This is a genomic window from Amycolatopsis pittospori, assembly GCF_013870525.1.
GTDB lineage: Bacteria > Actinomycetota > Actinomycetes > Mycobacteriales > Pseudonocardiaceae > Amycolatopsis > Amycolatopsis pittospori.
Genome location: NZ_JACBXD010000051.1, coordinates 23,523 through 46,241, shown reverse-complemented (window position 1 = coordinate 46,241; position 22,719 = coordinate 23,523). Strand labels below are relative to the sequence as shown.

Genomic DNA, 22,719 nt, shown 5'->3' with positions numbered 1-22,719 from the left:
GCAAGTGTTCACCCGCGGTTCGGGACACGTTGCCTCCGCGACCGTAGGTTTCGGCCGTGAACGACTCCTCCAGACGGACCTTCCTGCGCGGCGCCGGCCTGCTCGGCGCCGGTGCGGCGGTGTCCGCGTTGCCCGCGCTCGGTGCCCCGGCGGCTTCGGCGACCCTCGGCCATCACGGCCCGGACGCCGAAGACGGCCGCTTCACCCTCGCGGTCCTGCCCGACACCCAGTACCTCTTCGACGCCGACCGCGGCGACCCCGCGCCGTTGGACGCCACGCTGCGGTACGTCACCGGCGGCGACGAGAACATCGTCTTCCTCGCGCATCTGGGCGACCTCACCGAGAACGGGCAGCAGGGCGAGTTCGACCAGATCAGCCGTTCCTTCCAGCACCTGGACCGGCGCCGGTTCCCGTACAGCACGCTCGCGGGCAACCACGACATCGAGTCCTCGACCGACGACCAGCGTGGCCGCACGCCGTACCTCGACGCGTTCGGCCCGCAACGGCAACGGGGTTCGCGGACCTTCCGCGGCGCGAGCCCGGACGGCTACAACAGCCATCACGTGTTCCGTGCGGGCGGCCGCGAATGGCTGCTGCTGGCGCTGGACTGGCGGCCGTCCGCGGGCGGGCTGGACTGGGCGCGGTCGGTGCTCGAGCGGTATCCGCGTCTCCCGGCGATCCTGACCATCCACGAACTGGTGTGGGCCGACGAGGCCGGTCAGGCGCAGCTGTCCGAGTTCGGGCAGAAGGTGTGGGACGAACTGATCGACGGGAACGACCAGATCTTCCTGACACTCAACGGGCACTACTGGCCGCCAGGCCGCGCGGTGAAGAAGAACAAGGCCGGCCACGACGTCCACCTGCACATCACGAACTACCAGGACCGCTACTACGGCGGCAGCGCGATGATCCGGCTCTACCGGTTCGACCTCGCACGGAACGTGATCGACGTCCGCACCGTCTCGCCGTGGCTGGCCGGACAGGCGCCGCGGCTGAACGAGCTGCAGCGGCGGGAGATCGAGCGCACCGGCCCGGCGGACTACTTCAGCCTGGAGGTCGACTTCGACGCGAGGTTCGCCGGGTTCGCGCCGATCCCGGTTCCGCCGGCCCGACCCGCCGAGCGGCAGGTGATCCGCGGAACCGTCGCGTACTGGCGGTTCGAGGGGCGGGACGGCGCGCCGGTCTCCGGTGTCCGGGATCTGTCCGGCCGGGGCAACGACCTGGTCCGCGTGACCCTGCCCGGCGGTCCCGACGAGGCGTTGCGGTTCTCCGGTGAGTTCTCCTCGCGGCAGCCGTCGAGGTCGAGTCTCCGGTTCGAGGGCGGCAAGAAACCGGCGCGCGGCGCGTACTTGCGCACGGCGGACTCCGCGCCGATGAACGCGGAGACGTTCTCACGCGGTTACACGGTCGAGGCGTTCGTGAAGCTGCCCGAGGATTTCAAGGACGGCAAGCATTCCTGGGCCGCGCTCTTCGGCAGGCAGGGCTCCGGCGGCAAGGCGGGCAAGACCGGTGACGATCCCGGCGAGCCCGCGGCGACACTGTCCCTTTCGGACGGTGCGGCGTTCCAGTGGGCGGTGTTCCCGGTGAACCAGAACGGGATCTCCACCTGCTGGAGCCACGAACTGGCGCTACGGGAGTGGATCCACGTGGCCGCGGTCAACGACGGCAGGCGGACGACGTTGTATGTCGACGGGTGCCCGGTGCTGCGGAACCCGAAGACGACGGCGTCGGGGATCGCGAACCCCGGTGGCCCTTGGCTGATCGGTGCCTACGCCTACGACTCGATCGTCGAGCAGGCCTTCCACGGCTGGCTGGGTGACGTGCGCGTGGTGGGAAGGGCGCTGGATCCGCGCGAGTTCATGCTCGGTTGAGTCGCCCTGATCGTGCGCGGTAATGGTGGATCTTCGTCCCCATTATCGCGCACGGTCGTATCCGGTGGAATACCGGGTTCCCCTTGACAGGTGGTGGACAATAAAAAATCGGCGTGCAATCAGGAAAATGCCTGATCACTACGCCGAACCTGTTAGCAGTCTAAACGCTGTGAGGGGAACTTGTCAAATCAGGGGTACGACGAGGAATTGCGATCCGAACGGGAGTACATCGCGTCGCTCTACGGTCGGCTGGACGCCGAACGCGCACGGGTGAACGAGGCGTATGCCGGTGCACTGCGGGGAGAAGGGTTCGCGCTCTCGGACCGGGAAGTCTCCGTCGGCGCCAAGGCCCGGGAGATGGCCCGGCTGAAGATCGCCGACGAGGGTCTTTGTTTCGGCCGTTTGGACGCCCTTTCGGGAGAACGGGCGTACGTCGGCCGGATCGGCCTTTTCGACGACGAGAACGACTACGAACCGCTGGTGCTGGATTGGCGGGCGCCGGCGTCGCGCGCGTTCTATTGCGCGACGGGTGCATCGCCGGAAGGAATGTCGAGGCGGCGGCAGTTCCGCACGCTCGGCCGCAAGGTGCTCGATTTCACCGACGAGGTCTTCGGGCGTCCGGAATGGGGTGAGGAACGGGGCGACGCGGCGCTGCTGGCCGCGGTCAACGCGCCGCGTGGCGAGGGTATGCGGGACATCGTCGCGACGATCCAGGCCGAGCAGGACGAGATCATCCGCCTGGAGCATCCGGGGGTGGTGGTCGTCGAGGGCGGCCCGGGCACCGGCAAGACGGCGGTCGCGCTGCACCGGGTGGCCTATCTGCTGTACACGAAACGGGAGCGGATGGAGCGCCGCGGTGTGCTCGTGGTCGGGCCGAGCAGCGGCTTCCTCGACCACATCGGCCGCGTCCTGCCGTCGCTCGGCGAGACCAGTGCCGTCTTCGCGACGCCTGGCGGCCTCGTCGCCGGCCTGCACGCCGAACGTGAGGACGCGCCCGAGGTCCAGCGGCTCAAGGGCGCGCTGGCGATCCTGGACGTGCTCGCGGCGGCGGTGACGGACCGGCAGGAACTGCCCGCGGAACCGGAGCGGATCGAACTCGACGACGTCACCGTGCCGTTCGACGCCGAGGTCGCGGCGGCCGCGAGGCGGGTGGCCAGGGACACCGGCCTGCTGCACAACGAGGCGAAGGCCGTCTTCGAACGCGAGGTGATCACGGCGCTCACCGTGCGAGCGGTCGACCTGATCGGTGAGGGCTGGCTGCCGAAGGACGACAAGAACACCCGCCCGGAGATGCTGAAGAACGTCCGGCGCGACCTCGAAGGCAGCGTGGTGCTCGGCACGGTGCTCGACCGGTTGTGGCCGGTGCTGACACCGCAGCGGCTGCTCGCCGACCTCTACGCCTCTCCGGAGCGGCTGAAGGCGGCCGGGGCGGATCCGGCGCTGTACCGCGAGGACGCGGCGGCGTGGACGGTGTCGGACGTGCCGCTGCTGGACGAGGCGGTCGAGCTGCTCGGCTGGGACCGCACAGCCGAGCGCCTCGCGAAGGAACGGCGTCAGCTGGAGCAGAAGGAGTACGCGGAGCGCGTCCTGGAACTCATCGAGGTCGAGGAGGACCACGACGACTACGAGTTCGCGCTCCGCCCGACGGACGTGCTGAAGGCGGAGGACCTGGCCGACCGTTTCGCCCAGCGCGATGAACGGGATCTGGCCGAACGCGCGGCCGCGGACCGGGAATGGACCTACGGCCACGTCGTGGTCGACGAGGCACAGGAACTGTCCGAAATGGACTGGCGGGTACTGATGCGGCGCTGTCCCAGCCGGTCGTTCACGGTGGTCGGGGATCTCGCGCAACGCCGGTCACCGGCGGGCGCACGGTCGTGGGACGTGATGCTCTCCCGGTACGTCGCCGACCGGTGGGTGTACCGGAAGCTGACCGTCAACTACCGGACGCCGTCGGAGATCATGACGGTGGCGGCCTCGCTGCTCGCGAGCTTCGAGCCGGATGCGGTGCCACCGGATTCGGTACGTTCCTGTGGCGTAAGGCCGTGGGCGCGTCAACTGTCCGAAGTGGACATCGAGGACGCCATCGCGGAGTTCGTCCGCGAGGAATCGGGACGCGAGGGGACCTCGGTGGTCATCGGGCCGCCGGGGGTACCGGGTGCGATCGCGCCGTCCGCGGCCAAGGGGCTGGAGTACGACGCCGTCCTGGTGGTGGAGCCGGAGCGGATCCTCGCGGAAGGGCCCAGCGGGGAGGCGGAGCTGTACGTCGCGCTGACGCGGGCGACGCAGCGGCTCGGTGTCCTGCACCGCGGCCCGTTGCCCCGGGTGCTCCGCGGCCTCGACGCCAGGCGGCGAACCCCGGACGCGTACCTGCGCTGCGTCTAGCCTTCCCGTCGTGACAGGAACGGCCCGTTACTCGCGAATTTCGCGAGTAACGGGCCGTTCGTGTCACTGGGCCGGGGGCGTTATCGGGTCAGGTTGCCCCAGGCATATGTCTGCTTTGCGAGCTTCAGGTACACAAAGGTCTCGGTGCTGATGACACCCGGGATGGGCCGGATGTCGTCATTCAGCACACTCAAGAGGTGTTCGTCGTCCCGGCAGGCGACCTCGGCGAGCAGGTCGTAGGTTCCGGCCGTGAGAACGACGTAATGGACGTCCGGCAATCCGGTGAGCTGGTCGGAGACCGCTCGTGGATCGCCTTGGACCTTGATCCCGACCATCGCCTGGCGGCCGAGTCCGACGTTCGTCGGATCCGTGACCGCGACGATCTGCATCGTCTCGTCCCGCAGCAGCCGTTGGACGCGCTGCCGCACGGCGCCCTCCGACAGGCCGACGGCCTTGGCGAGCGCCGTGAACGAAGCCCGCCCGTCGACTTGCAACAGGGCGATCAGAGTGCGATCGGTATTGTCCAAACCTCTAGGTGTGCGCTGCTCCATCTGCGCGCGTGGTTCGTCACCCATGCCGTCCCTCCCTTTGTTTCGGCATGCGATTCTTGTCGCGCAGCGTATCGATCAATGTCCAGAATGCTACCGCCGTTAAGTTGTTTGTCGCGATTCTCTTTCTCAACGGTTCCTTGCGAAGGATTCTGCCGAGCGGAGGCGCATGCGCCGAGGTTTTCGGAAGGCGGATCAGCCGAGGTCGCGTTTCAGCAGGTCCTCCTCGGTTTCGCGCCTCACGAGCAGGGTCGCCGTACCCCGGGAGACGCCGACGACGGGCGGCCTGCCGACAAGGTTGTAGTTCGACGCGAGAGAGTGGTGATAGGCACCCGTGCACGGCACGGCGAGCAGATCGCCGGGGTGGACGTCGTCGGGCAGTGCGAGTCCGTCGGCGAGGACGTCGCCCGATTCGCAGTGCCGCCCGACCACCGTCATCGGCCGGCGTGCCGCACGGCTGCGCCTGCCGACCAGCCGCGCGGTGTACGCGGCCCCGTAGAGCGCGGGGCGGGCGTTGTCGCTCATGCCGCCGTCGACGGCGACGAACGTGCGCGAGCCGCGTTTCACCGCGCAGACCCGGTACACGGTGATACCGGCCGGGCCGACGATCGCGCGGCCGGGTTCGATCGTCAGCTTCGGCAGCGGGAAGCCGTGCGAGGTGCATTCGTAGGCGAGCGCGACACGTAGGCGACGCACGTAGCCGTCGATGTCGAAACCGGTGTCGCCGGGCAGATAGCGAACGGCGTGGCCACCGCCGAGGTCCAGCTCACGCAGGGTGATGCCGTGAGTCTCCCGGAGCCGGACGAGGACGCCGATCATCTTGCGGGCGGCCAGTTCGTAGAAGTCCACACGCGACACCTGCGAGCCGATGTGACAGTGCAGCCCGGCCAGGCGGAGACCGGGCTGGGCGAGGACGGCGGAGACGGCGCGGTCCAGGTTGTCGCGGACCTCTTCGCGCAGCGAGAACCCGAACTTCTGCCCTTCGGTCCCGGTGGTGATCGCCGCGTGCGTGCCCGCCGCGACGTCCGGCGTCACGCGGATCAGCACCTGCTGCGCGCCGGTGGCGAGCGCGCCGAGCTGCTCGATCTCGTCGAGCGAGTCCACCACGATCCGGCGGACGCCGTAGGACAGCGCGGCCTTGAGGTCTTCGGGGGTCTTCGCGTTGCCGTGCAGCAGGATCCGCTCGGCGGGGAAGCCGACCGACCGCGCCACGGCGATCTCGCCTGCCGAGCAGGTGTCGAGGGAGAGGCCTTCCTCGGCGACCCAGCGCAGGACGGCGCGGGTGCACAGCGCCTTGCTCGCGTACGCCACTTCGGCGTCCGGCAGTGCCCGCCGGTAGGTGCGGGCGTTCTGCCGGACCTCGTCCTCGTCGAGCAAGTACGCCGGTGTCCCGAACCTCGCGGCGAGGTGGGACACCGGCGCGCCGGCGAACAACAGTTCCCCGCCCGGTCCGAGCCGGGTGCTCCGGGGCCAGACGCCGGGTTCGAGATGGTCGGCGGCCTCGCAACCGAGGCTGGGCAGGAGCTCGCTGAGCGTCACGGTTACCTCCGCGTCGATCGGTCAGTGCTCTGCCAGCACAACTCCGATCGACCCGGCCCGGCCGTTCCGCCAACACCTCCCTGACGCCTTCAGGGTTCTCGCTGACGCGTTGTTAACGCGCGAGTAACCCCGGCCACAGTGTTCGGGAGGCCGGTGTCAGCGGACCGGCTCCGGGACGGTGTCCAGTGCCCGCACCATGTGCACGGCCAGGGAGAACGCCGCCTCGTTGTCGAGGTCGGTGTGTTCGTTGACGATCTTCTTCACGGTGTCGACCCGGATCTCGTAGCGGGAGACGGGGACGGTGTCGGCGTTCATGGTGATCCTCTATTCGGTTGTTTCGGGCTTCGTGGCGCAGGTGCAGCCCCGGCTGAACCCGCCGGCCGCGGTCGCGGTGCAGAACCGGCGGGCGATCGCGTCGTGCGCGGACAGCGGATGCGGGCAGCTCGAGCAGCGGTCGTCGGCGGCCGGTGCGGCCACGTCGCCGAGAGAACGGGCGGCGGTCATCGCGCACCCGCGGTCGCCGGGGCGCGCAACGGTGCCCCGACTTCGTGGAGGTGTCGCAGCACGAAGCCGTAGGACGCCGCCCAGCCGCACTGTGCGTAGTCGATACCGCGCTTCGCGCAGAAGTCGCGCACGATCACCTGCGCGTGCTTGAGGTTCGGCCGCGCCATGCTCGGGAAGAGGTGGTGTTCGATCTGGTAGTTGAGCCCGCCGAGGGCGAAGTCGACGACCGGGCCGCCGCGCACGTTGCGCGAGGTGAGCACCTGCTTGCGGAGGAAGTCGAGCGTGTGCCCGGCCGACAGCGTCGGCATGCCCTTGTGGTTCGGGGCGAACGAGCAGCCCATGTAGACACCCCAGAGGCATTGGTGCACCGCGATGAACGCGAAGCCGACGCCCGGCGAGAGGACCACGAAGACCGCCGTCAGGTACGCGGCGATGTGGGCCAGCATCAGCGCGGATTCGAGCTTCCGTCGTTTGAAGCCGCGCTGGAAGATCGCCGTCACGCTCGACACGTGCAGGTTCAGGCCTTCCAGCAGCAACAGCGGGAAGAACAGGAACGCCTGGTACTTCGCCATCCAGCGCAGGAAGCCGCGCCGTTCGGAGCCCTGGGCCTTGGTGAAGATCAGCGCCCCGAGGTTGACGTCCGGGTCCTCGTCCTCGTGGTTGGGATTGGCGTGGTGCCGGGTGTGCGTCCCGATCCACCAGCCGTAGCTCAACCCGGTCAGTCCGCCGTGGACGAATCCGGTGGCGTCGTTCGCCTTGCGACTGCGGAAGATCTGCTTGTGCCCGGCGTCGTGGCCGATGAAGGACAGCTGCGTGAACATCATCGCGAAGAAGGCGGCGAGGAACAGCTGCCACCAGGAGTCCCCGAGATGCGCGAACGCCACCCAGCCACCCGCGAAAGCGAGGAGGTTCAAGGAGATCTTCAACGCGTAGTAGCCGCGACGCCGTTCGAGCAGCCCCGCGTCCTTGACCAATTTGGACAGTTCCGCGAAGTCGCTTCCCTGCCTCGTCTGTGTGGAGGTCATGGGAGATCACACCGTTCTGGTTTCGTGAGAGTGGTCAGTCCAGCAACGGGTTTCGGAACACCGAAGGGGTCTGGTTCGGGGCGAGAAAGACACTGGGGCCCACAACACGCCACGGGCGCTCCGTGGTCTTCTCCCAGCGTCCCATGCGAGACCGGTGGAAGCAATTCACCAAACCAGCACGATCTGGCGTACAGTCAAAGGCATCGAGGGAAACTTCCCCCGGTTCCGTCCGGTCGCGAGGTTCGACCGGGGACAGGAGCACCGGCCAGACATCGTTTCCCTCGCGTTCATGGTCCCGCCGGCTTTGCCCGGTGAGCAGCCGCCCGCCGCGCCTCACGGCGCGCTCCGAGGCGCCCATAAGGGCCAAGCCGCGATCGTCGATGGCCACGACCTCTGACCTGTCACCGTGTTCACGCCCACCTCGGCGGGCGTGAACACGGTCAGAAAAGCTCTACACGAGCCCCCAATTCCTGAGCAGCCCGGCGATTTTTTCGCGTTCACCGGTTGTCAGCGCGCGGCTCGGCGGGCGTACGTCCGGACGGCACGAACCCAGCTGTGCCAAGGCTTCCTTGACCACACTGACGTTGTTGGCGTTCCCGTCCGCGGCCCGCAGTTCCTCGAAGGGGCGGATGCGCTCCCAGACGGCCATCGCCGCACCGAAGTCCCCGTCCCGCAGTGTGCGGAACATCTCCAGCGAGAGCTCCGGGGCGACGTTCACCAGACCCGACGTGAACCCGGTCGCGCCGACGGCGAAGTAGCCCGGCGCCGACAGCTCCGCCAGCCCGGCGATCCACACGAACCGCTCGATCCCGGCGTCCCGCGCCACCGACGCGAACCGCACCGGATCCGCGACCGCGTACTTCACGCCGATGACGTTCGGCGCCGCGTCGCCGAGCCGGGCGAGCTGCTCACCCGTGATCCTCGCGTCACGCACGTACAGCACGACACCCAGCTCCGGGACCGCCGCCGCGATGGCGCGGTGGTACTCGACCCAGCCGTCCGCGGAGACGTACGGATGCACCGGCTGGTGGATCATGAGCAGATCGGCGCCGGTCTCCCGCGCGTGCCGCGCCGCGCGGATCGCCGTCGAGACGTCGTGGCCGACGCCGGCGACCACAGTCGCCCGCCCCGCCGCGGCCCTGACCGTCAGTTCGAGGCAATGCCGGGCCTCGGCCTCGTCCAGCGCGTAGAACTCGCCGGTGTTCCCGTTCGGCGTCACGACGTCGACGCCGCCGGTGATCAACCGGTCCACGAGCTTCGCGTAGGCCTCCGGCTCCACGGCGCCGTGGACGTCGAACGGGGTCACCGGGATGGCCACGACCCCGGACAGCCGTCGTTTCCGCTGGTCGAAGCTAGGAAGAGGCGCCACTGACATGTCCGATCTGATATATGATGTGACATGTCACGTTAGCACGGTGGCGTCAATGGGCCGGATGTCCTGAAAGTCAGGATGTATGGACTGATGGCCCCTTGTGCTTTGCCGTCCGTCTGAACACGCGTGACGTCTCTCCAATCACGCGTGCCGTCCGTCCAGTCACGCGTGCCGTCCCGCCGAACACGCGGACCGCTCGCGTCAGCCGAAGTACGACGTGAAGTTCTTCGAGAACTCCCAGGCGTTGAACTTGTCCCAGTTGATCGACCAGGTCATCAGCCCGCGCAGTGCCGGGAACGTGCCGTGCGGTTCGTAGGTGCCGCAGCCGCTGCCCTTGGTCAGGCAGTCCAGCGACGCGCGCACGTCCGCGGGTGTCGTGTGCCCGTTACCCGCCGACGGCGCCGCGGGGAGGCCGATCGCGACCTGTTCCGGCTTCAGCGCGGGGAAGACGTTCGCGGCGTCGCCGGCGACGGGGAAGCCGGTGAGCACCATGTCGGTCATCGCCGTATGGAAGTCCGCGGTCCCCATGGTGTGGTACTGATCGTCGAGTCCCATGATCGGACCGGAGTTGTAGTCCTGGACGTGCAGCACGGTGAGCGAGTCCCGCAGCGCGTGGATCACCGGCAGGTACGCGCCCGCCCGCGGGTCGGCGCTGCCGTTCGGGCCGGGGCCGTAGAACTGGTAGCCGAGTTGGACGAAGAACGTTTCGGGCGCCATCGTCAGCACGAAGCCGTCGCCGTACTTGGCCCTCAACGTCTTCAGTGCGGAGATCAGGTTGACCACTACGGGAGTCTTCGGGTTCTTGAAGTCGGTGTCGCCGGCGTTCAGCGAAAGCGAGTGACCCTCGAAGTCGATGTCGATGCCGTCGAGTCCGTACTTGTCGATGATCGCGCTCGCCGAGCTGACGAAAGCGTCTCGCGCGGCCTCGGTGGTCAGCTGCACCTGGCCGTTCTGGCCGCCGACGGAGATGACGACCTTCTTGCCCTTCTCCCGCTGCGCCTTGATCCCGGCGATGAACTCGGCCTCGGATTCGACGTTCGGGCATTCGGCGGCCGGGCACAGGCCGAACCGGAGTTCGCCCGACGTCACGGAAGTCGGCTCGGCGAAGGCGAGGTCGATGATGTCCCAGTCGTCGGGGACGTCGGCGATGCGTGTGTAACCGGAGCCGTTCGCGAAGCTCGCGTGCAGGTAACCGACCAGGGCGTGCGCCGGGATGGCGGCCCGCGCGGTGGCGGGCATCAGTAGGCCCAGTAAGAGAAAAACGATGCCGACGGCGGCTTTCCGGCGCATGGGGACTCCCTCGGGTGTGGTTCACCTCACACCAGAGATTGGACTAGACCACTACGGTCTTTGTCAAGAAATAACCGGAACTCGTCCGGTTTTGTCGCCGTCGTACGGAGTTGTCCACACGTGAACAACCTGTGGACAACTCCGTGGATAGTCTATTTAGGACAGTCTGTCGAGGAAGACTTCCAGTTGCTCCACGACGAACGCGTGGTCGTCGGCCTGGGGCAGGCCCGAGACGCCGACGGTGCCGACCGGGCCGACGCCCTCGACGATCACCGGGAACACGCCGCCGTGCGCGGCGTACAGATCCGGGTCGAGACGTGAGTCGGCCTCGAAGGTCGTGCCCTTCGCGCGGAACTGCTCGCCGATGAGGAACGAGCTGTGTCCGTAGCGGTCGACGACCCGGCTCTTGCGGTCGATCCACGCGTCGTTGTCGGCGGAGGTGCCCGGCAGTGCCGCGTGGAACAGCCGCTGCCCGCCGCGGCGTACGGAGACCGTCACCGGAAGGGCGCGGTCCCGTGCCGCCGCGAGCAGGTGGAGGCCCAGTTCCAGTGCCGTTTCGTTGTCGAATCGGCGGAAGGCCAGGCGCTCCTCCTGCGCGGCCAGCACGGCCAAGGTGTCATCGCTCATGACACCTATTAAATCAACGCTGTTGTCTAATGGCTATCGCAGCGCGTCCAGGGCGAACGCGGCGTACATCGCGACGCCGTTGGCCATGGCGTCCTCGTCGAAGACCACGCGGTTCGAGTGGTTCGCCTCGACCGTGGCCAGGTCGGCCTCGGGCGGACAGGCGCCGAGGAAGGCGAACGCGCCCGGAACGCGTTGCAGGACATAGGAGAAGTCCTCCGCGCCCATCACCGGGTTCTCCATGACCTCGGCGTTGCGGGCGCCGAGGACCTCGGCCGCCAGCTCCAGCACCCGCCCGGCGACCTGCGGATCGTTGACCGTGACCGGGTAGCCGGGGGTGACCTCGGCGGATACGCGGACACCGTGCGCGGCGCCGACCGCCTCGCACACCTTCGGCAGTTCCTCGCGCACGAACGCCTGCGTCCGCTCGGACAGCGTGCGGATCGTGCCCTCCAGGAACGCCGTCTCCGGGATGATGTTCGTCGTCGTCCCGGTCTCGATGCGGGTGACGGAGACCACCGCGGGTTCGAACACACTGACCTTGCGGGTCACCATCGTCTGCAACGCGGAGACCATCGCGGCCGCCGCGGGCACCGGGTCGATCGCCTGATGCGGCGCCGAGCCGTGGCCGCCCCGGCCGGTGACCTTCACGTGGAAGCTGTTCGCCGACGCCATGATCGGACCCGGTCGCGTCTGCACGATGCCGGACTCGACCTGCGTGAAGATGTGCAGGCCGAAGGCCTTTTCGACGCGTTCGCCGGCGGCGTCGAGCACACCTTCGTGGATCATGTGGCGTGCGCCGTGCTCGCCCTCCTCGCCGGGCTGGAACATGAACACCACCGACCCGGCCAGCTCGTCGACGTGCTCGCTGAGCAACCGCGCCGCCGACGCCAGCATCGCGACATGGGTGTCGTGCCCGCACGCGTGCATCACGCCGTCGTCTTCGGAGGCGAAGTCGAGGCCGGTGTCCTCCCGCAGCGGCAGCGCGTCCATGTCTCCGCGCAGCAGGATCGCCGGTCCGGGCTTCCCACCCCGCAGGACGGCGGTCAGCGAAGTGGTCGACTTGCCCTCGGTGATCTCCAGCGGCAGGCCTTCGAGGGCCGCTTTGATCGACGCCTGGGTCTTCGGCAGATGGAGTCCGAGCTCCGGATTCCGGTGGATCTCCCGGCGGAGCTCTACGGTTTTCGCTTGGAGCGCGCGGGCTTCTTCCAGCAATCCGGCGAAGCGCGCATCGGGGAGGGTGGGCAGGTCGGTCGGTCCGGTCATGTCTCGATAGTGGCGCATGAGGCGCTTCGGGCGCACCGTGCGTGCGTTCCGAACACGGGCGGAATACGGTGTGCGCATGGCGGTGCAAGAGCCGATCACGGGGTTCGCGGTGGCCGTGGTGCGGGAGGACGGTCGGTGGCGGTGCAGCTCCCTTGATCCAGGGGCGCTCGCCGAACTCGACGCTGCGATCACCGAGCTGGGGAAACTGCGTTCGACCGGTGCCGCGTTCGGCCTCCTGGCGATCGACGACGAGTTCTTCGTGATCGTCCGGCCGAGTCCCAGAGGCCCTTCGCTGCTGCTGTCCGACGCCGCCGCGGCACTCGACTACGACATCGCAGCCGACGTGCTCGACGTGCTGAGAGTCGATCCCCCGGACGAGGACGACGACGCGGTCTGGCCGGAAGGCGATCTGGAGATCCTGACCGATCTCGGACTGCCGGGGGCCGAACTCGAGGTGATCGTCGGCGAGGTCGACCTCTACCCCGACGAACAACTCCAGATGGTCGCCCAGCGGTGTGGATTCGCCGCGGAGTTCGCCAAGATCCTGGACGAGATCTGAGCTCCTTCGCCGCCTCCGCCGACATCGCCGCCGTCCGTGCGGCGATCGAAGCGGCGCGGGGTGCGGGTGACGACGTCCCGATCGGCGCCGTCGTCCTGGCACCGGACGGCACTCCGCTGGCTTCCGCGCGCAACGCCCGCGAAGAGCTCGGAGACCCGACAGCGCACGCGGAGATCCTCGCGCTGCGAGCCGCGTCCAAGATCTACGGCGACGGCTGGCGGCTCGAAGGCTGCACGCTCGCCGTCACACTGGAGCCCTGCACGATGTGCGCCGGCGCGTTGGTGATGGCGCGCGTCGCGAAGCTCGTGTTCGGCGCCTGGGAGCCCAAGACGGGCGCCGTGGGGTCGCTGTGGGACGTCGTCCGCGACCGACGGCTCAGCCATCGCGCGGAGGTCGTCGGCGGCGTGCTGGAGACCGAGTGCGCGGCCCTGCTCGAAGACTTCTTCCACGGGCAACGGGGTAACCGCACCGGGTGACAGATGTGTCGGACCCCGCTCCCCGGGTACCCCGTCGGCAGGCGGTCGCAATCGGTGGCCGCAGTCGAAGGAGGAACATCCGCCATGAGCATTTTCGACAAGGCGAAGGACAAGGCCGAGCAGGCCATCGGCGCCGCCAAGGAGAAGCTCGGCGAGAAGACCGACAACCAGGACCTCGCGAACTCCGGCCGCGCCGACCAGACCGAAGGTCAGGTCAAGGAAACCGGGCACGACCTGCGTGATCGCGCCGAAGGCGGCGTGCAGGACCTCAAGGACAAGTTCAACAAGTAGGGCCTCAAGCAGAAGAGCCGGTCTCCCAGGGGAGACCGGCTCTTCGCTGCGGTGGCGGTGGGATTTGAACCCACGGACGGTTATTAGCCGTCACACGATTTCGAGTCGTGCTCCTTCGGCCGCTCGGACACGCCACCGCCGAGAACAATACCGGAGGGCCTTTCCGACCCTTCAGGGGGTCAAGAAATCTGTGCGGTGATCTCGTCGATCGCCGCCGTCTGGTTCTCGACGATCTCCTGGGCCAGCGCCTTCGTCTCGGCGTGCTCGCCCGACGACAGCACGGTCTTGGCCATCGTGACGCCGTTGCGCAGGTGTTCGGCCATCAGCGGGAGCCACGTCTTGTCGAACTCGGCGCCGGTCATGTTCTGCAGCGAGGCGACCTGCCCCGAAGTGATCATCCCGGGCATCGAGTGCCCGGCGTGGCCCGCCGCGGGGAGCACGGCGGCGTTCCACGACTGCAGCCAGCCGGTCATCGTCTGCACCTCGGCCGACTCGGCCTTGATGATCTTGGCCGCGGTGGCCTTGACGTACTCGGAAGCCGACCGTTCCGAGGCCAGGTTCGCGACCTGGATCGATTGCTGGTGATGCGGGACCATCTGCTGGGAGAACGTGATGTCGGCCTGGTTGGCGCCCGGGGTGCCCTGGGCCGCCGGTGCGGCGCCCGTGGCCGTCGAGCAGCCCGCGAGCACCCAGACGACCAGCCCGAACAGTGCCATCGGCAGTCGCCGTCGCATTGAGACCTCCGTAGTCATGGTGAACCGGCCCCTCCGCCTTGTGATACGGCTGTGACCTTCGGGCGGTTCAAAAACGGATTAGCCTCGGTGGGCATGACGGATCCGAAGACCGTGGTGACCGGTTTCCTTCAGGCCCTCGAAGAGCTCGACATCGACCGCGCGCTCACGTTCGTGGCGATCGACATCGTCTATCAGAACGTCCCGCTTCCCCCGGCGCGCGGCCTCGCGGCGGTGGAGAAACAGTTGCGCGCCATGGCCCGCTACGGCAGCGGGTTCGAGGCGCGCACCCACCACATCGCCGCCGACGGCCCGATCGTGCTCACCGAACGCACCGACGTCCTGCGCCGTGGCTCCTGGGAGGCCGAGTTCTGGGTGTGCGGCACGTTCGAGGTGCGCGACGGCCGCATCATGCTGTGGCGCGACTACTTCGACTGGACGACGTTCCTGGCCGCGAGCGCTAAGGGCGCGGGCAAGGCGGCGGTCGCCGGCGCGAAGTCGCTCATCGGGAAGTACCGATCGCGGCAGGAGATCGAGCACGGCCGCTGAGCCGTGAAGCGGGGTGTTGCGAAAGCCACTTTCGCAACGTTGAAGGTTGCGAAAGTGGCTTTCGCAACCCCGTCCCTGCAACCCCGGACGTGATACACCGCCGGTGTACGGGTTCCGCCTCCCCCGACGGATCCCGTACACCGGCGGTGCACCCCCAGTTCCCCCGTTCGCCCCCCTCGGCGAACGTCAGAAGGTCATATGCCGAGCGGAAAACCGATCGCCCATGTCGGCTTCCCGCAGCACGACGTCGAGTCGCGCCCCGCCGAAATAGGGCGCCGTCCGTCCGCCGCGTTTCCGGTCGCGCAGATCGGTCGCCAAGGCGATTCCCAGCAGCAGAACGAGTGCCGTACCTGCGATGAGCCAGCCCATCGGACACCTCCTCCGGCGACGTGAGGGGGATTGTGTGGCCTCCCTCACGTCGCCCAAGGTAACTCCGGGAATGCCGGGTTGTACCCGGACTTGAGGTTCATTTAAGGCAGGGGAACACCAATGGTCTATTTCCGTGGCGTTCCCGCCACATAAATGTCACCGTCGGCCACCGAGACGTCACGCGCACTGGATGCTCCGGTCGCGAGAATGCGCGCGGGGTCCCGGAATCCGCCGATCACCTCGACGCGCTGGACCGGTTTCGGTGTGGTGATCACGGTTTCCGGCTTCCACCCGCGTCCGTTCTCGAGCAAGAACGTTTCGATGTTCGGTTGTCCGTCCCGGGTGCCGTAAACGCGCCAAGTGCCGCCATTGATCGGTTCGATCTCGCGCAATCGGAGCCCGTTCGCGACTTCGCGGATCTCCCAGTTCCGTCCGTTCCACGCGCCCGCGAAATCGCGCGGCGAGCCCGCCGCGTCGAACTGGAACCAGGTGACGAACGGCTTTCCGTCGCGCTGCGTGCCGACCTGCAGGATGTAGTCCGGCGACTTGAGCCCGCCGGGCAGTTCGAGCGGGGTTTCGGCGACCTCGAGGTGGCGCTCCTGTTCGGCGTCGTCGACCTGCGTGCCGAGATCGCGGCCCGCCGCGGAGGAGAAGCGCAGGGTCCGCACGTCGAACGACAGGTAGTAGACGTTCCGGTGGTACACGTCGTGTTTGTGCTGCGTCGGCCCGCCGCCGGCCAGCGTGTAGACGAACTGGATCTTCCCGGACGACGGCAGGTACCGCAGCTGGCCGACGTAGATCTCGTCCATGTGGTCGGCGCGCCCGAGTGAACCGAACGCCCACGGGTTCCCGGTCAGCTGCACCGAGTTCTTCCACGTCTTCCCGTTGTCGCGGGACACGATGTACTTCATCGGGCGGAAGTCGGTGTTCGCCGTCGGATCGAGCTCGTTCGTCGTCTCGCGGTAGAACATGAACAGCGTGCCGTCGACCGTCTTGACCGGCATCGGATAGCTCGCCGAATCACCCGCGCCGACCTCCGTGCCGGTCCAGGTGCCGTCGAGCGAATGGGCCTGCGGCGCGCGGCTGATCACGGTGCGGGTGTTGTGCATGCCGCGGAAGATCAGCAGGTGGCCGTCGCCGGCGAGCAGCATCGTCGGGTAGTTGTGCGGATCGGACTCGCCGTCGGCGATCTTCTTCGGCGTCGTCCAGACACCGGTGCGGTGGTCGTAGGCCTGGACGTAGGTGTCCGCGGCCTTGCCGGACCACGAGATGAAGGTCTTGCGCGCGGCCGGGTCGTAGACCCCGCCGGCGTTCGGCCGCCGGTCGGTGCGGGACGCGACCGTGCTCGCCGGGGTCATCACCTCGAACGCTGGTTTCTCCGGTGGCTCGGTGGCCGCCTGGGAAGCGGGAGTCACGAGACCTGCCGCGAGGAGTGGGATGAGCGCGCAAAGAAGTCCGCGCATGAAGACGCCTCCTGATGTGTGGCAGGCGGCGGACCTTGATCCTCTCACGTAAGAACACGGCAAAACCAGCCCTGAAAACGACGAAAGAGTGGGTCCGAACGGCCCAGCGGTCACGAATCGTTGTCTCGTCGACTTCCTCATTTCACTTGTTCGGGGGAGTATTCCTCGACCGATCTTGCGAAGAGGGGACTCAGCGTGACCACATCCCGACGTGCTGCTAGGCGGGCCCTGACCGTGGCCGTCGCCTCCGGCCTGGTCGTGAGCGGTACTGCCATCGCAGCCGCTCCGGCCGCGCTCGCCGCGCCCAGTGCCGACGCCGTGATCGCCGAGGTCTACGGCGGTGGCGGCAACTCGGGCGCCACGCTGAGCAACGACTTCGTCGAACTCGCCAACCGCGGCACGGTCGCCGTGAGCCTCGACGGTTTCAGCGTGCAGTACGCGCCCGCGTCGGGGAACAGCTGGCAGGTCACGCCGCTGACCGGCGGTGTCGCGCCGGGCGCGCGGTACCTCGTCGCGCAGGCGAAGGGCGCGGGCGGAACCGTCGCGCTGCCGACGCCGGACGCCACCGGCTCGATCCCGCTGTCCGCGACCGCCGGCACCATCGCGCTCGTCCAGGGCACGACGGCGCTGACCTGCAAGACCGCCGCCGACTGCGCGGCCGACGTGCGGATCAAGGATCTGGTCGGCTTCGGCGGTGCCACCATCCGTGAGGGTGCCGCGGCCGCCGCGCCGTCCAACACCGCGTCCGTCGCCAGGGGGACGGCGCTCGCGGACACGGACGACAACGCCGCCGACTTCACCTCGGGCGCGCCCACGCCGACCAACGGCAAGGGCGAGACGCCGGGCGAGACCGGTCCGCCGCCGGTCGACGCCAAGATCCACGAAATCCAGGGCACCACCCGGATCTCACCGTTCAAGGACCGGAAGGTCGCCGGGGTCACCGGGGTCGTCACCGCGATCCGGAGCTTCGGTTCGGCTCGCGGGTTCTGGATCACCGACCCCGCTCCCGACGCCGACCCGCGGACGAGCGAGGGCCTGTTCGTCTTCACCGGCTCGACCACGCCCGCCGTGGCCGTCGGTGACGCCGTGACCGCCTCCGGCACAGTCCGCGAGTTCTACCCGGACGCGCCCGCGACCTCGCCGTACCAGTCGCTCACCGAGCTGACGAGTGCACAGTGGACGGTCGGCTCCAGCGGCAACGCCCTGCCGGCGCCGACGGTCGTCACGCCGGACTCGGTCCCGGACACCGTCGCCCCCGCGCCGGGCGGCAGCATCGAACCGCTCCCGCTCGAGCCCGCGAAGTACTCGCTGGACTTCTGGGAGACGCACGAGAGCGAGATCGTCAGCGTCTCCGACGCGCGCGTCGTCGGCCCGACGTCGTCGTTCAACGAGCTTTACGTGACCACCAAGCCGAAGCAGAACCCGAGCGTCCACGGTGGCGCGGTGTACCTGGACTACGACCGGCTCAACACCGGCGTCCTCAAGGTCGCGTCGCTGATCCCGTTCGCCGAGGTACCGTTCCCGAAGGTCAACACCGGTGACGTGCTCACCGGCGAGACCTCCGGCCCGGTCGAGTACAGCAACTTCGGCGGGTACACGCTGTTCGCGACGAAGCTGGGCGCGACCAAGGACAACGGTCTGCAGCGCGAGAGCACCCGCAAGCAGCGCGGCGGCGAGCTTTCGGTGGCGACCTACAACGTCGAGAACCTGTCCGCTTTGGACGGTGCGGAGAAGTTCGGCGAGCTGGCCAAGGCCATCGCCACCAACCTGGCGAAGCCGGACATCCTGAACCTGGAAGAGATCCAGGACAACACCGGCCCGGCGAACGACGGCGTCGTCGCCGCGGACCAGACGCTGCAGAAGTTCGTCGACGCGATCGTCGCCGCCGGCGGCCCGCGTTACGAGTGGCGCCAGATCGACCCGGAGAACGGCAAGGACGGCGGCCAGCCGGGCGGCAACATCCGCGTCGGCTTCCTGTTCAACCCGGCCCGGGTGTCCTTTGTGGACCGAAAGGGCGGCGACGCGACGACTCCGGTCGACGTGGTCAAGGAACGCGGCAAGACCCACCTGACCGCTTCGCCCGGCCGGGTCGACCCAGCGAACGAAGCGTGGGAAGCCAGCCGTAAACCGCTTGTCGGCGAGTTCGTCTTCCAGGGCCGCACCGTGTTCGTCATCGCGAACCACTTCAACTCCAAGGGCGGCGACCAGCCGACCCACGGCCGCAACCAGCCGCCGGTCCGGAGTTCCGAGGTGCAGCGGGCCAAGCAGGCGACCGTGCTCCGCGGCTTCGTCGACAAGGTGCTCGCGTCCGACAAGAACGCGAACATCGTCGTGGCCGGCGACCTGAACGACTACCCGTTCTCGCCCGCGGTGAAGACCCTGACCGCCGGTGGCGCACTGAAGGACCTCATCGCTTCGCTGCCGGAGAACGAGCGGTACAGCTACGTGTTCGAGGGCCAGTCGCAGGTGCTGGACCACATCCTCGCGTCGAAGGCGCCGCGCGGGGTCGACTACGACGTCGTGCACCTGAACGCCGAGTTCGCGCAGCAGGCGAGCGACCACGACCCGCAGGTGCTGCGGTTCCGGCCGAGCGCGGGCAACGCCGTCCAGGACGCGATCTACGACCTGGCCGACTACCTGGAGAAGATCCTGGGCCCGTACTTCCCTAAGCCCTGATGCGCGATTAGTCCTCTGGATGCGGTACTTGCGCGTGCAACTACCGCATCCAGAGGACGAAATGCGGGTGATCAGGAACGTTTCGCGCGCCACCCCAGGGAGAGGACGGCCTGCACGAGTTCCTGGTAACTCGGCTTGACCTCTTCCAGGTACCGCTCCAGATAGCCGGCGCGCGCCGTCGACACCGGTTGCGGGTCCTCGTCGTCCGGAAGCCAGTTGAGGCCTTCGACGTTGTGCTGGGCCATCTTCCACCATCGCGAAGCCCTGTCGACGGCTCGCTGCTCGCGTTCGGCGGCGTCCGCGACGGCTTGGTGCGCCTCGGCGAGCTTCGCTTCGAGTTCGTCCGCGCGGCCGATCTCCCAGTTGCGAAGGTTCTCCGCCGAAGCGCGCGCGAGGCCGACGATCTCCTTGTACCGCATGGCCGCGGTGATGCCGTCATCCATCGAGAAGCCCTTCCGGACGCTGGAACGGGATGATCACCTCGGGGGCGCCGTGTGTGGTGCGGTCGAAGAACAGCGCGCGGCCCGGCCGCGGTGACCAGTGCACGACCTGTCCGGCGGCGAACGGCGACAGCTCGTTGCCCTGGACGTCCAGGGCCGCCCAGGTGCCGATGTCGTCGGTGCCCGCGAAGCCGAGGGTGTCCTTCAGCCGCGCGATGCTGCGCCACCAGCCGATGGTGTGGACGCCGTGCGTCGGGCCTTGCTTCAGCAGGACCCGCAGCTGATCCAAACCACTCTTCAGCTGCCCTGGAGCCTTCGCTTCCAGCGAAGGGATCGAAGCGTCGACGCCGTAGAGCAGGAGCACTTTCGCGCTGTCCAAAGAGGACAGGTTTTCCGCGATATCGATTACCCGGGCGGGAAGATCGTCGACCAGGGACGCGCGGTGACCATCCGCTTCAAGCCGCTCGACGAGCTCGGTCACCGCTGGGACGGACGCTTCGATCGGGCACGAAAGCACGAATTCCACCGACCCGTGCGGATGCTGACGTGCCAGTGACCGCGCGGCGGAGTCCATGATGGACAGTGCCTCCGCCGTCGCCGCGCCCAGTACGGCGACGTTCCGTCCCGGCGACTTCGGCAGCTCGACCCCGCAAGCGGCCTCGTCGACGTCGATCGACTGCCCCAACAGGGCGCGCGGTTTGCTGGTCGGCTTCAGGTCGTTGAACGCCGGGAACTGCTCCAGGATCGGCGAATGCGCCCCGTCGAACAGCCGCGGCCGCTTGAACGCTTCCGAGTACCGCTCCCACAACCGGTGCTGCAGTTTGACGAAGACGTCCTTGCTGCTCGCGTCCGGTACGTGTGCCAGCTGGTTCCCGTGCGCGACACCGGAATCGTGGTTGATCACCGCATGCCACTTCGGCGCCGACACCGCCGCGTTGTTCGTCTCGGAGAGCACGCGCCGCGCCTTGGGCATCGCGATCCGCAGGGTGCACTGCTCGAACACCGCCGGTTTGCCCCAGAACGCCTCGATGCCGGCGACGTCCTGACTCGCCAGCACCAGGTGGATGCCCTGCGACCGGCCACGCCGCGCGATGTCCTCCAGCAGCTGGGTCGCCGTCGCCGTGACGCCGTCGCGGCCCGCGAACAGGTACTGGAATTCGTCGATCACCGCGACGATCCGCGGCCAGTGCCCGCCGGGATCCTGCTCGCGCAGGTCGGCGAGGTTGGTGACCTCGTGCAGTTTCGCCGCCGTCGACCGGCGCCGCAGTTCGTCGGCGAGGAACCGCAACAACGCCAGGCCGAACTCGCGGTCGGTGTTGACGTTGACCCCGATCAGTTTGGCGTGCGGTAGCCAGCTGGCGTCCCGTCGCCCCGGCGCGAGCCCGGCGAACGACACGCCTTCCTTGAAGTCCAACAGGTACAGCGCGAGTTCGTCCGGCGAGTACCGCGCCGCGAGACTTCCCAGCAGCGAGTACAGGAAGTTCGTCTTGCCGGAGCCGCTCGGCCCGCCGATGAGCGCGTGCGGGCTGGCGTCGCCGATGACGACCTCCACCGCCTCGCCCTCGAAGAACCCGACGGGCGCCCGCAGTTCGCGAGCCGAACTCTCCTTGCCCAGCTCGGTCGGCAGGAGGTCCGCGAACGAGCGAGGCCCGCCCTGCTTCGCGATGAGCGCCTCGGCGATCCGTCCGGCGGCGCGGATGACCTGCCCGGACGGCATCGGCGGATCGAGGTCGACGACCAGGTCCGTGCCGGTCATGCTGCTGATCGCGCGACGGTCGTCGAGCAGGCTCAACGTCTCCACCGACGTCGAAAGCGTGGTCGGCACGTCGATCATGATCAGGCAGATCCCGGCCGCGAGCGCGCCGGTGGCGACGCGTTTCAGTTCCCGGGCGCGCTCCGGTTCGAGGGTTTCCCCGTTGCCGTAGAGCACCGCGACGCGGAACGGTTCGCCGCGCTGGCCGCTCGCCTGCCGGATCTCCCGCAGTGACGTGTGGCCCGCCTGCATCCCGGTCGCGTGGATGCGGCGGATGTGCCCGGCCAGCTCGTCGAGGAGGTCTTCGAGCCGCCCTGGGTCGTACAGCGTGAGCGCGCTCGTGCGGCTCAGCGGGTAGAGGTCCGGCAGGATCGCGGTCAGCTGCCCGACGTCCCACAGGTGGATGCGGACCGCGCCGGGCTCGAACGTGCTCAGCACCCGCATCAGCAGGTTCTGCACGATGCCGTCCACGGTGGCCCTGGTCTTCGGCGCCGACGTGATGGACAGATGCGACTCGTCGAGCAGGGGCATCGCGACGTCGAACGTGCGCGCGACGTCCTTGCCCGCCACAGTCGCCGAACCGACGCGCCACAACCCCGGCGCGGTGATGCCGGGGTTGCCGCCGACGCGGCCGAGCCAGTTGCCCGGTGGCTGGCCGGCGGGACCCGGCGCGTTGTTCGCGACCAGTTCGCGCAGCGCGTTCGGCCCCGCTTCCCAGTCCGCGTAGAACTGGCCCCGCACGCTTCCGAGCAGGCCGAACACCTCGCCCGCGGCGGGATGCCGCGACCATTCGGCGTGCTGGTCCGCGGTGGAGTTGTTCATCCCCACCCGGACTATGTGCCGTTCCAGCTCCAATTTGGCCAGCTCCGCCTCGGCGGCCTGGCGGGCGCCCGCCGCGGCGCCGAGAACGAGCCCGATCTGATGCCGGACCCGTTCCAGCGCCGTGACGACGCGATTGCGCTGTTCACTCGCTTTGCTGCCCATACCG

At 68.3% G+C, this 22,719-nt stretch carries 21 protein-coding genes and 1 tRNA gene; 7 read left to right on the top strand and 15 right to left on the bottom strand.

What is annotated here, in order from left to right; translation table 11 throughout:
• The first annotated feature begins 56 nt into the window (after nucleotides 1-56).
• On the top strand, nucleotides 57-1,871 hold the full coding sequence (locus H5J31_RS25810; protein WP_181775221.1) for a LamG-like jellyroll fold domain-containing protein: 1,815 nt from the start codon (nucleotides 57-59) through the stop codon (nucleotides 1,869-1,871).
• A gap of 180 nt (nucleotides 1,872-2,051) precedes the next feature.
• The gene (gene helR / locus H5J31_RS25805; protein ID WP_268880662.1) at nucleotides 2,052-4,256 is read left to right on the top strand and encodes an RNA polymerase recycling motor ATPase HelR; all 2,205 of its coding nucleotides are present in this window, start codon (nucleotides 2,052-2,054) and stop codon (nucleotides 4,254-4,256) included.
• An 80-nt stretch (nucleotides 4,257-4,336) separates the two neighbouring features.
• Here the strand turns inward: helR and H5J31_RS25800 are convergent, their stop codons facing one another.
• From H5J31_RS25800 to H5J31_RS25760, 9 genes are all read right to left on the bottom strand, one after another.
• A complete protein-coding gene (locus tag H5J31_RS25800) occupies nucleotides 4,337-4,831 on the bottom strand; it encodes an Lrp/AsnC family transcriptional regulator (protein WP_181775220.1) in 495 nt (164 codons plus the stop codon).
• Nucleotides 4,832-4,999: 168 nt separating this feature from the next.
• Nucleotides 5,000-6,343, bottom strand: a complete 1,344-nt coding sequence (gene lysA, locus H5J31_RS25795; protein WP_181775219.1) for a diaminopimelate decarboxylase — start codon at nucleotides 6,341-6,343, stop codon at nucleotides 5,000-5,002.
• Nucleotides 6,344-6,499: 156 nt separating this feature from the next.
• Entirely contained in the window at nucleotides 6,500-6,658 is a 159-nt protein-coding gene (locus H5J31_RS25790) for a DUF6307 family protein (RefSeq protein ID WP_181775218.1), read from the bottom strand.
• A gap of 9 nt (nucleotides 6,659-6,667) precedes the next feature.
• Nucleotides 6,668-6,847 carry an RGCVC family protein gene (locus H5J31_RS25785; protein WP_181775217.1) on the bottom strand — a complete coding sequence of 60 codons (180 nt, stop codon included), beginning with the start codon at nucleotides 6,845-6,847 and terminating at the stop codon, nucleotides 6,668-6,670.
• Nucleotides 6,844-7,872, bottom strand: coding sequence for a fatty acid desaturase family protein (locus H5J31_RS25780; RefSeq protein ID WP_181775216.1), 1,029 nt, complete (start codon nucleotides 7,870-7,872; stop codon nucleotides 6,844-6,846). The genes H5J31_RS25785 and H5J31_RS25780 overlap by 4 nt, the downstream gene beginning before the upstream one ends.
• Before the next feature lie 451 nt (nucleotides 7,873-8,323).
• Nucleotides 8,324-9,247, bottom strand: coding sequence for a dihydrodipicolinate synthase family protein (locus H5J31_RS25775; RefSeq protein ID WP_181775215.1), 924 nt, complete (start codon nucleotides 9,245-9,247; stop codon nucleotides 8,324-8,326).
• A gap of 198 nt (nucleotides 9,248-9,445) precedes the next feature.
• Nucleotides 9,446-10,534 (bottom strand): chitinase, encoded by a 1,089-nt coding sequence (locus H5J31_RS25770; RefSeq protein ID WP_181775214.1) that lies wholly within the window; start codon nucleotides 10,532-10,534, stop codon nucleotides 9,446-9,448.
• 156 nt (nucleotides 10,535-10,690) lie between these two features.
• Nucleotides 10,691-11,161: a heme-degrading domain-containing protein gene (locus tag H5J31_RS25765; RefSeq protein WP_181775213.1), complete on the bottom strand. Its 471-nt coding sequence runs from the start codon at nucleotides 11,159-11,161 to the stop codon at nucleotides 10,691-10,693.
• 33 nt (nucleotides 11,162-11,194) lie between these two features.
• On the bottom strand, nucleotides 11,195-12,424 hold the full coding sequence (locus tag H5J31_RS25760) for a M20 metallopeptidase family protein (protein ID WP_181775212.1): 1,230 nt from the start codon (nucleotides 12,422-12,424) through the stop codon (nucleotides 11,195-11,197).
• 76 nt (nucleotides 12,425-12,500) lie between these two features.
• Between H5J31_RS25760 and H5J31_RS25755 the strand changes: the two genes are divergently transcribed.
• The 3 genes from H5J31_RS25755 (at nucleotide 12,501) to H5J31_RS25745 (ending at nucleotide 13,750) form a co-directional block, all read left to right on the top strand.
• The gene (locus tag H5J31_RS25755) at nucleotides 12,501-12,983 is read left to right on the top strand and encodes a tRNA adenosine deaminase-associated protein (RefSeq protein ID WP_207898780.1); all 483 of its coding nucleotides are present in this window, start codon (nucleotides 12,501-12,503) and stop codon (nucleotides 12,981-12,983) included.
• 23 nt (nucleotides 12,984-13,006) lie between these two features.
• Nucleotides 13,007-13,459 (top strand): nucleoside deaminase, encoded by a 453-nt coding sequence (locus H5J31_RS25750; RefSeq protein ID WP_181775238.1) that lies wholly within the window; start codon nucleotides 13,007-13,009, stop codon nucleotides 13,457-13,459.
• A gap of 84 nt (nucleotides 13,460-13,543) precedes the next feature.
• On the top strand, nucleotides 13,544-13,750 hold the full coding sequence (locus tag H5J31_RS25745) for a CsbD family protein (RefSeq protein ID WP_181775210.1): 207 nt from the start codon (nucleotides 13,544-13,546) through the stop codon (nucleotides 13,748-13,750).
• A 49-nt stretch (nucleotides 13,751-13,799) separates the two neighbouring features.
• On the opposite strand, the gene H5J31_RS25740 is transcribed toward H5J31_RS25745, so the two are convergent.
• Nucleotides 13,800-13,887: transfer RNA gene (locus H5J31_RS25740), tRNA-Ser, on the bottom strand.
• Between the two features lie 42 nt (nucleotides 13,888-13,929).
• Nucleotides 13,930-14,484 carry a DUF305 domain-containing protein gene (locus H5J31_RS25735; RefSeq protein ID WP_181775209.1) on the bottom strand — a complete coding sequence of 185 codons (555 nt, stop codon included), beginning with the start codon at nucleotides 14,482-14,484 and terminating at the stop codon, nucleotides 13,930-13,932.
• 93 nt (nucleotides 14,485-14,577) lie between these two features.
• Here H5J31_RS25735 and H5J31_RS25730 point away from each other — a divergent pair, with 93 nt between their 5' ends.
• On the top strand, nucleotides 14,578-15,030 hold the full coding sequence (locus tag H5J31_RS25730; RefSeq protein ID WP_181775208.1) for a limonene-1,2-epoxide hydrolase family protein: 453 nt from the start codon (nucleotides 14,578-14,580) through the stop codon (nucleotides 15,028-15,030).
• Nucleotides 15,031-15,216: 186 nt separating this feature from the next.
• On the opposite strand, the gene H5J31_RS25725 is transcribed toward H5J31_RS25730, so the two are convergent.
• Nucleotides 15,217-15,399, bottom strand: a complete 183-nt coding sequence (locus H5J31_RS25725; protein ID WP_181775207.1) for a hypothetical protein — start codon at nucleotides 15,397-15,399, stop codon at nucleotides 15,217-15,219.
• 125 nt (nucleotides 15,400-15,524) lie between these two features.
• A complete protein-coding gene (locus tag H5J31_RS25720; RefSeq protein WP_181775206.1) occupies nucleotides 15,525-16,862 on the bottom strand; it encodes a BNR-4 repeat-containing protein in 1,338 nt (445 codons plus the stop codon).
• 195 nt (nucleotides 16,863-17,057) lie between these two features.
• Here H5J31_RS25720 and H5J31_RS25715 point away from each other — a divergent pair, with 195 nt between their 5' ends.
• Nucleotides 17,058-19,538, top strand: coding sequence for an endonuclease/exonuclease/phosphatase family protein (locus H5J31_RS25715; RefSeq protein WP_328701606.1), 2,481 nt, complete (start codon nucleotides 17,058-17,060; stop codon nucleotides 19,536-19,538).
• Nucleotides 19,539-19,609: 71 nt separating this feature from the next.
• Here the strand turns inward: H5J31_RS25715 and H5J31_RS25710 are convergent, their stop codons facing one another.
• Together H5J31_RS25710 and H5J31_RS25705 are read right to left on the bottom strand one after the other, a co-directional pair.
• A complete protein-coding gene (locus tag H5J31_RS25710; RefSeq protein ID WP_181775205.1) occupies nucleotides 19,610-19,981 on the bottom strand; it encodes a hypothetical protein in 372 nt (123 codons plus the stop codon).
• On the bottom strand, nucleotides 19,974-22,715 hold the full coding sequence (locus tag H5J31_RS25705; RefSeq protein ID WP_181775204.1) for an FtsK/SpoIIIE domain-containing protein: 2,742 nt from the start codon (nucleotides 22,713-22,715) through the stop codon (nucleotides 19,974-19,976). The genes H5J31_RS25710 and H5J31_RS25705 overlap by 8 nt, the downstream gene beginning before the upstream one ends.
• Nucleotides 22,716-22,719 lie beyond the last annotated feature (4 nt).